The sequence below is a fragment of the Rhizobium sp. P2_G2 genome, assembly GCF_056403555.1.
On record NZ_JBFUFF010000201.1, the window covers coordinates 1 to 5,449 of the forward strand.

The following is a 5,449-nucleotide window of genomic DNA, read 5'->3' on the forward strand; positions in this document are numbered from 1 at the left end:
GCATGACACGCATGACACGTTCGGTCGAGCACTGTCACGTGCCGATCAGGATCGGTACAGCCTCGACGAGACGGAGCGAATGCTTTTTGTCCTTCCACGCATGGTGGAATCGCTCGTCCACGGAACGGCCCACCAGGCGCGTGCCACCCTCTCGCGTGATGGCGCCACGAGCGAGGCAATTCGCACCGTACTGGTCTACGTAAATTCCTTTCAGGGTAGCGCAGCGAAACACGATTGAAACGACGCGACGTTCTCAGCGGCCCATTGCGCGAACGGGATTGGTTCCCGCCCCGTCACCCGCTTCACCCCGTCCGTCACGGTTTCAAGCTGGCCCTCGCGCACAGCACGCCAGATGTCCACGAGGGCATCGACATAGGGGCCTTTCCCGGCCCATTGGACCACGCGGTCATACGCCTGTTGGTCGGATATTTCCTCGAAGCCGACAGGTCTGCCGATGGCTCTGCCGATCGCGGCCGCCATCTCCCCATACGACAGCGCCTCACGACCGGTGATCACCAGTGCCTCTCCGTCGTGGTCGCGCGTGGTCAGGGCGGCGGTGGCGACGGCGGCTATGTCGTCTGGATGGATGAACGCGATCTTGCCTCCACCCGTGGACGAGCGCAGCAAGCCGTCTCGGCGGATGGATTCCGACCAACCGAGCGCGTTGGACATGAACCCGGCTGCCTGAATGAATGTGAATGCCACCCCGCTTTGCCGAACGGCTTCCTCGCCGCGTGCGTGCCACGGACCGGTGCCGATCCCGGTTCGCACGTCCAGTGTAGAGAGCTTGACCACATGCCGTACGCCAGCGTGGCGGGCAGCGAAGGAGACCGCGCGATCTCGCGTCTCGAGATCCCATCCATCCGTCACGAGGAACACCCCGTCGACCCCAGCCAGTCCGCCGCCAGCGAGGGACCTGGCTTTTCAAGGTCTCCGGTATGGATATCTACATGGTCACCGAAAAGGGCTCTGGCCCTCTTCGCGCTGCGCACGAAAACGGACGGGCAGGCTCCAGAATCTACGAGGCGCTGAGCGACCCGGGAGCCGATGTTTCCCGTCGCGCCGATGACGAGGTATTTCATTTGAGCGCGCTCCAGCCACGGATCACTTCGAGTGCTAGACGCTTCTGGCCCGGCAGCGTGAAATGCAGACCGTCGCCCATGAGCAGGTCGGAAGGAGGCGGATTCCCCAAGCTGGAGAAGGCGTCGATAACCGGCCCGTCGCCATCGCGGACGATCCCGGCGACTCGCTCCAGGTCTTGATTGCGGAACCGAACCCCGAACCTGGCCAAGCCCTCATGCGCCGCGACCAGCGCCTCGTTGACCGCGGGCGGGGTGATCCAGACGCACTTCGCCGTGGTCTCTTTGGAAACGCGCTGGCGCAGCTCCGCAATGTTGCGCGCGGTCTCCTCGTGGTGCACGAGCGTCTTGGTGGGATGCGCGCCCTGCGTTCGTGCGTCGTTCGTGCCTAAGAGGAAGAGGATCCAGTCGGGCCGGAAATTGGCGATCTGACCGGCCCGCACGAGAGCGTGCGTGGTCGTTTCGGCGGCGACGGCGCTCACGGTCAACGAAATCCCGTCGCTATCGCGGCGCATCGCCAGCATTTCCCTCAGTATCACCGCCCAGGACTGGGGTTCGGACGTCAAGCTGTCACCGAACACCACGACCTTGTCCCCCTTCCGCAGGGGAAGGCGATCGACCATCGATGCCACGGCCTGGTCAGCAAGCAACGCGCCGGCTGCTTTCGAGGCCTCCTGTTGCATGCGGCCAAGTTCGGCCGCGTAAATCTCGACCGGGAGGCCGAGTAGCGCGGCATGAGCCTCTTGGCCGAGGCTGGCGCCTCCGGGAAGGGAGGCCAGGGTGCGCTCAGGCTGGATGACCTTCAAGAGCCAGCGTACTTGCTCGTTTGACATGGGCTTCATCTCTCCGTTGGATCCGTTTGCGAATAGCGATATGAGTAGCCGCTCGTCGGGGACGTCGCTACTCGCGTTTCCAGTTCGTCAAAACATCGTAATTGCATGGCAATTTGGCGTCGCCCCGGGACCTCGTCAGATTCAAGGACGGCCGGAGACGGCATCCCTCACGGTTCGGCACCCCATTTTGACGCGCTCTGTGGCGCTGGTGCAGCGGTCGTAGTGTGAGCTGATTTCGGTCTTGTGTGCTGCGGCTATGCGGTAGCTTTTCTGCACCGGACGGATTTAGGACGTGCGCATCCCAGCATGCGATTGAGGACGGCGCAGCCGAGGGCGATTTCCGTCTTCTGTGCGGCGAATGAGCGTGCCCGTAGCCGCCGTCCGATGATCGATTTGTAGCGACCGATCGCTGTCTCCGCGAGAGATCGTTTCCCGTAGCCGGTCGCGGCCTGCCACTTCATCCGGCCATCGGCGTTGATCGCGGCTATATGACGGGCTCGTTGACTGGAGGGATCGGCGTCCTTGCGATCCACCGCATTGGCGCGTGGCGGAATGATCACCGCCGCGTCATGACTGTGATTGGTAACGGCGCCATAGGTCGTATAGCCATCATAGGCGCCATCTGCCGTGAACTGCCCGATCGGCGTGTCGATCTGATCAAGCAGCGGCTCTACCTGGGAAGCGTCACCGGCATCCTGGTTCGTCATGACATGTGCGATGATCTCGCCGCTGTCGGCATCCAGCGCCAGGTGCAGTTTGCGCCAGCCCCGACGAGATTTGGCGCCATGCCTTTCCTCAAGCCATTGGCCCGCGCCGTAGACTTGCAACCCGGTGCTATCGATGAGGACGTGGATAGGACCTTTCTCTGGGATGCGATCATCGTGCTGCTTCTTCTGCACTCTCGGCTTACTTGCCCGACGGCTTAGGGTCGTATGATCGGGAACGGCCAGATCTAGCCCCATCAGCTTCAGCACCGACATCACAAAGCCCTCCGTCTGCCGCAGCCGCAGGCCGAACACCATTCCCAGCGTCAGAGCGGTCTCGATCGCCAGATCGGAGTAGCGCGGCTGGCCACCGCGGGTCGTGCGCTTCGGCGCCAGCTAGGACGACAGTGCCTCCGGCGTCATCCACAGGGTCAGGCTGCCACGCCGACGAAGACCTGCCTCGTATTCCGCCCAGTTCGTGACCCTGAACTTCATCTTGCCGATACGATGGCGGCGGGACGCGTTGTGCTTGAAAGGCATCGTGGCAAAAAACCGATTATTGCGATGCCCGATCACCTACGACAATGCAATTAACGATCCGCGCACCAAGGCTATGTCACAGGAGCAGAACGCCTTGGGAGGCCAGTGGTTTCACTGCTTTTGGGGGCCTTGTGATTGGATTGTAGATACCGCCATTAAAACTGCATGTTCCCTCTTTGTTCGGGCAAGGCGCTCACACGGGATGGCAAGTACGCTGGGAGCTCCTTTCAGCTTCGGCAACTGCGGTTCACGCAAGCGGATCGCGCGGTATCGCCCTCCGTAAACGGTGCAACGGCGAAACTGCGGCTCTTGAATATCGGACTTCACCCTCCATATACCATCCATGTGGATGGAGAATGAGCTTGGGCAATATACGCAGGCTTCCCGACAAGGGGACTGAATCGGAGAAGATTACAATTAATCTCGGCTATGTCGATCTGGGTCGCATCGACCTCCTCGTTCAGGAAGGATTCTACTCAAATCGCAGCGATTTCATCCGCACGGCGATCCGAAACCAGCTTGGCATTGAGGGCGAGGCGGTAAAGCAGTCGATCGTCCGTCACACGCTCGAACTTGGACTGCGCGACTACAGCAAAGCCGACTTAGAGTCCGTCAAGGCTGCCGGAGAAAGATTGCACATCAAGGTGGTGGGCCTCGCCCGTATCGCCCCGGATGTAACGCCCGACCTCGCCCTTGCGACGATCGAATCCATCACCGTGCTCGGCGCGCTTCAGGCGAGCACGGAACTGAAATCCGCGCTCGCAGAGCGCATCCGATAAGTGATTGCACCTTAAACAAGGATATTCCCTATGAACGATGAATTTGCTGCGGCGATGCGCCGGGCAACGCTCTTCACGCGTGCCTCCAACCCCTCGGAAGCCACCGGTTTGATCCAGGACGCTCTCGCCGGTCGAACGGTCTCAGGCGAGGCCGGACCGGCGGTTCCCGACATCATCCCACCAACTGCGAAATCACGTCCGAAGCCATTTCCGGTAGATCCCGCCGCCCAGGTCATTGAACCTTCGGCAAACCCGGAATCCACGTTCGCCGAGACGGATAGTTTCCGACGATCGCCGCGGGTGCGACGACCGCTGGGAGACACGCTCAGGATCCTTAGTGAAGGACGCTCGATGGCCGGGAAGCTCTCATCATTTTCAGACGGCAGCATTCCCGGCATGAGGCGACGCTCCCCCACGCCTCCAATCGCGGATGGCGCACAATATCTGGCACGCTCGTTCACGTGTACGGCAGGCACGCGAAGCTACAAGCTCTACGTTCCTGCCTCGGCGCCGCGAGGTCTCGTCGTCATGCTGCATGGTTGCAAGCAGGATCCAGACGACTTCGCGACTGGAACCAGCATGAACGCCACCGCCGAAGCAAATGGCCTGATGGTGGCCTATCCCAGCCAGACGGCGGCGAACAACGCATCATCCTGCTGGAACTGGTTCCGGCCATCGGATCAGAAACGCGGTGCTGGCGAGCCTGCGATCATTGCCGGCATCACGGAAGAGATCATTCGGGAGTTCGAACTCGATCGCAGCCAGATCTTTGTTGCGGGCCTGTCTGCCGGTGGAGCGATGGCGGCGGTGATGGCGGAGGCCTATCCTGATCTCTATGCAGCCGTAGGGATCCATTCCGGGCTGGCCTGCGGATCGGCCCACGACGTCGTTTCGGCTTTCGCGGCTATGCGTGGGGACGGCAGTCTCGCCTCTCGAACGAGAACGTTGAAAGATTCAGACCCGGCATGTCAGGTCCGCACGATCGTTTTTCACGGCGACGCCGACCGGACGGTCCATCCTTCCAACGCCGATCGGATCGTCGCAGCGGCGACCCCCTCTGGGCCTAGTGGCGCAGCGAGCAAGCTCGGCCGTTGCGCCGGCGGCCTGACCTTTGAAACAACCGTTCTAACGGACGAGAAAGGAAGGCCGGCATTGGAATACTGGCTGGTGAATGGCGCGGGCCACGCGTGGTCAGGCGGACATGCCGACGGGTCATATACCGATCCTCGAGGGCCGGACGCCACAACAGAAATGGTCCGCTTCTTCCTCGATCAATGTGAACGATGATCGAATGCTGTCACGTGGCTAAGTCCGAAGCTTCCGTCCGTTCTTACCGGACGGACGGAAGCTATAGGCCAGCGGCCGCCACGACCTCACGGCAGCGTTGCGCTAAGAGCCCGATTTAAAAGTAGTTGAGCGATAACAGCAGGTTGTGATTCCCTTTTGGTGCTAAATCAAAATGGGGTTTCCGATGACCTGGACTGCTATCGCTCGGCGTGAGCATAACCGAGACG

At 61.2% G+C, this 5,449-nt stretch carries 4 protein-coding genes and 2 pseudogenes; 3 read left to right on the top strand and 3 right to left on the bottom strand.

Annotation, left to right across the window (positions count from 1 at the left end; translation table 11 throughout):
• Positions 1–238 (top strand): annotated as a pseudogene (locus AC1D06_RS41615) (TetR/AcrR family transcriptional regulator); the annotation flags it as partial.
• On the opposite strand, the gene AC1D06_RS41620 reads toward AC1D06_RS41615, so the two are convergent.
• From AC1D06_RS41620 to AC1D06_RS41630, 3 genes and pseudogenes are all read right to left on the bottom strand, one after another.
• Positions 211–879 carry a Rossmann-fold NAD(P)-binding domain-containing protein gene (locus AC1D06_RS41620; protein ID WP_477991326.1) on the bottom strand — a complete coding sequence of 223 codons (669 nt, stop codon included), beginning with the start codon at positions 877–879 and terminating at the stop codon, positions 211–213. The pseudogene AC1D06_RS41615 and the gene AC1D06_RS41620 sit on opposite strands and share 28 nt — an antisense overlap.
• 199 nt (positions 880–1,078) lie before the next feature.
• A complete protein-coding gene (locus AC1D06_RS41625) occupies positions 1,079–1,912 on the bottom strand; it encodes an SGNH/GDSL hydrolase family protein (RefSeq protein WP_477991328.1) in 834 nt (277 codons plus the stop codon).
• A 254-nt stretch (positions 1,913–2,166) separates the two neighbouring features.
• Positions 2,167–3,156 (bottom strand): annotated as a pseudogene (locus tag AC1D06_RS41630) (IS5 family transposase).
• Positions 3,157–3,518: 362 nt separating this feature from the next.
• On the opposite strand from AC1D06_RS41630, the gene AC1D06_RS41635 reads away from it, so the two are divergent.
• Together AC1D06_RS41635 and AC1D06_RS41640 are read left to right on the top strand one after the other, a co-directional pair.
• Entirely contained in the window at positions 3,519–3,935 is a 417-nt protein-coding gene (locus tag AC1D06_RS41635) for a CopG family transcriptional regulator (protein ID WP_477991330.1), read from the top strand.
• Between the two features lie 30 nt (positions 3,936–3,965).
• Positions 3,966–5,222 carry an extracellular catalytic domain type 1 short-chain-length polyhydroxyalkanoate depolymerase gene (locus tag AC1D06_RS41640; RefSeq protein ID WP_477991332.1) on the top strand — a complete coding sequence of 419 codons (1,257 nt, stop codon included), beginning with the start codon at positions 3,966–3,968 and terminating at the stop codon, positions 5,220–5,222.
• Positions 5,223–5,449 lie beyond the last annotated feature (227 nt).